Consider the following 3,305-nt stretch of genomic DNA (forward strand, 5'->3'; position numbering starts at 1 on the left):
TTTGATGCCTGGCAGTGTCCTACTCTCGCATGGGGAGACCCCACACTACCATCGGCGCTACGGCGTTTCACTTCTGAGTTCGGCATGGGTTCAGGTGGTCCCACCGCGCTATGGCCGCCAGGCAAATTCTGTTTTAATCAACCCGCTACACTATAACTCCCATGCAGCCAGCCAATTCAATCTGTAAACGTCGCTGAAAATTAAAATATACGCTCAAATAACCAAAACACCTTCGGTGTTGTAAGGTTAAGCCTCACGGATCATTAGTACTGGTTAGCTCAATGCATCGCTGCACTTACACACCCAGCCTATCAACGTCATAGTCTTTAACGTTCCTTCAGGGGGCTTAAAGCCCCAGGGAAGACTCATCTCGAGGCAAGTTTCCCGCTTAGATGCTTTCAGCGGTTATCTCTTCCGAATTTAGCTACCGGGCAATGCCATTGGCATGACAACCCGAACACCAGTGATTCGTCCACTCCGGTCCTCTCGTACTAGGAGCAGCCCCTCTCAATCTTCCAACGCCCACGGCAGATAGGGACCGAACTGTCTCACGACGTTCTAAACCCAGCTCGCGTACCACTTTAAATGGCGAACAGCCATACCCTTGGGACCTACTTCAGCCCCAGGATGTGATGAGCCGACATCGAGGTGCCAAACACCGCCGTCGATATGAACTCTTGGGCGGTATCAGCCTGTTATCCCCGGAGTACCTTTTATCCGTTGAGCGATGGCCCTTCCATTCAGAACCACCGGATCACTAAGACCTACTTTCGTACCTGCTCGAGCCGTCACTCTCGCAGTCAAGCTAGCTTATGCCTTTGCACTAACCTCACGATGTCCGACCGTGATTAGCTAACCTTCGTGCTCCTCCGTTACTCTTTGGGAGGAGACCGCCCCAGTCAAACTACCCACCAGACACTGTCCTCACCCCGGATCACGGGGCCGAGTTAGAACATCAAACATTAAAGGGTGGTATTTCAAGGTTGGCTCCACGCAGACTGGCGTCCACGCTTCGATGCCTCCCACCTATCCTACACATCAAGGCTCAATGTTCAGTGTCAAGCTATAGTAAAGGTTCACGGGGTCTTTCCGTCTTGCCGCGGGTACACTGCATCTTCACAGCGAGTTCAATTTCACTGAGTCTCGGGTGGAGACAGCCTGGCCATCATTACGCCATTCGTGCAGGTCGGAACTTACCCGACAAGGAATTTCGCTACCTTAGGACCGTTATAGTTACGGCCGCCGTTTACTGGGGCTTCGATCAAGAGCTTCGCCTTGCGGCTGACCCCATCAATTAACCTTCCAGCACCGGGCAGGCGTCACACCGTATACGTCCACTTTCGTGTTTGCACAGTGCTGTGTTTTTATTAAACAGTTGCAGCCAGCTGGTATCTGCGACTGGCTTCGGCTCTGAGAGCAAGTCTCTTTACCTAATGCCAGCGTGCCTTCTCCCGAAGTTACGGCACCATTTTGCCTAGTTCCTTCACCCGAGTTCTCTCAAGCGCCTGAGTATTCTCTACCTGACCACCTGTGTCGGTTTGGGGTACGATTCAATGTTACCTGGTGCTTAGAGGCTTTTCCTGGAAGCTTGGCATCAACTACTTCTGCACCGTAGTGCATCGTCATCACACCTCAGCGTTGATAAGCAACCGGATTTACCAAGTCACTCCGCCTACATGCTTAAACCGGGACAACCGTCGCCCGGCTAGCCTAGCCTTCTCCGTCCCCCCTTCGCAGTAACACCGAGTACAGGAATATTAACCTGTTTCCCATCGACTACGCTTTTCAGCCTCGCCTTAGGGGTCGACTCACCCTGCCCCGATTAACGTTGGACAGGAACCCTTGGTCTTCCGGCGTGCGGGCTTTTCACCCGCATTATCGTTACTTATGTCAGCATTCGCACTTCTGATACCTCCAGCAGACCTCACAGTCCACCTTCAACGGCTTACAGAACGCTCCCCTACCCAACAACGCCTAAGCGTCGCTGCCGCAGCTTCGGTGCATGGTTTAGCCCCGTTACATCTTCCGCGCAGGCCGACTCGACCAGTGAGCTATTACGCTTTCTTTAAATGATGGCTGCTTCTAAGCCAACATCCTGGCTGTCTGTGCCTTCCCACATCGTTTCCCACTTAACCATGACTTTGGGACCTTAGCTGGCGGTCTGGGTTGTTTCCCTCTTCACGACGGACGTTAGCACCCGCCGTGTGTCTCCCGTGATAACATTCTTCGGTATTCGGAGTTTGCATCGGTTTGGTAAGTCGGGATGACCCCCTAGCCGAAACAGTGCTCTACCCCCGAAGATGAGTTCACGAGGCGCTACCTAAATAGCTTTCGGGGAGAACCAGCTATCTCCCGGTTTGATTGGCCTTTCACCCCCAGCCACAAGTCATCCGCTAATTTTTCAACATTAGTCGGTTCGGTCCTCCAGTTAGTGTTACCCAACCTTCAACCTGCCCATGGCTAGATCACCGGGTTTCGGGTCTATACCTTGCAACTAGACGCCCAGTTAAGACTCGGTTTCCCTACGGCTCCCCTATTCGGTTAACCTTGCTACAAAATATAAGTCGCTGACCCATTATACAAAAGGTACGCAGTCACACCACGAAGGTGCTCCCACTGCTTGTACGTACACGGTTTCAGGTTCTATTTCACTCCCCTCGCCGGGGTTCTTTTCGCCTTTCCCTCACGGTACTGGTTCACTATCGGTCAGTCAGGAGTATTTAGCCTTGGAGGATGGTCCCCCCATATTCAGACAGGATGTCACGTGTCCCGCCCTACTCATCGAGTTCACAGCAAGTGTATTTTTGTGTACGGGACTATCACCCTGTACCGTGCGACTTTCCAGACGCTTCCACTAACACACAAACTGATTCAGACTCTGGGCTCCTCCCCGTTCGCTCGCCGCTACTGGGGGAATCTCGGTTGATTTCTTTTCCTCGGGGTACTTAGATGTTTCAGTTCCCCCGGTTCGCCTTGCATGGCTATGTATTCACCATGCAATAGTGCAACGAATTGCACTGGGTTTCCCCATTCGGGTATCGTCGGTTGTAACGCTTCATATCAGCTTACCGACGCTTTTCGCAGATTAGCACGCCCTTCATCGCCTCTGACTGCCTAGGCATCCACCGTGTACGCTTAGTCGCTTAACCTCACAACCCGAAGGTGTCTTTCGACAACTTGCGTTGTGATTATTTGAGAGACTCTAATACAGGTTACTCCTTATCTCAGTACATCTACGGAGAGATAAGTTTCAGCTGTATTGTTTCAATTTTCAGCTTGTTCCAGATTGTTAAAGAGCAATATTT

The 3,305-nt window shown here is 51.8% G+C and carries 2 rRNA genes; both read right to left on the reverse strand.

Annotated elements, in window-relative coordinates:
• Positions 1-6 precede the first annotated feature (6 nt).
• Positions 7-122 (reverse strand): 5S ribosomal RNA (gene rrf, locus FTA96_RS11665).
• Between the two features lie 120 nt (positions 123-242).
• Positions 243-3,149: ribosomal RNA gene (locus tag FTA96_RS11670) — 23S ribosomal RNA — on the reverse strand.
• Between the last annotated feature and the right edge of the window lie 156 nt (positions 3,150-3,305).

The organism is Yersinia alsatica, assembly GCF_902170305.1.
GTDB classification, from domain to species: domain Bacteria; phylum Pseudomonadota; class Gammaproteobacteria; order Enterobacterales; family Enterobacteriaceae; genus Yersinia; species Yersinia alsatica.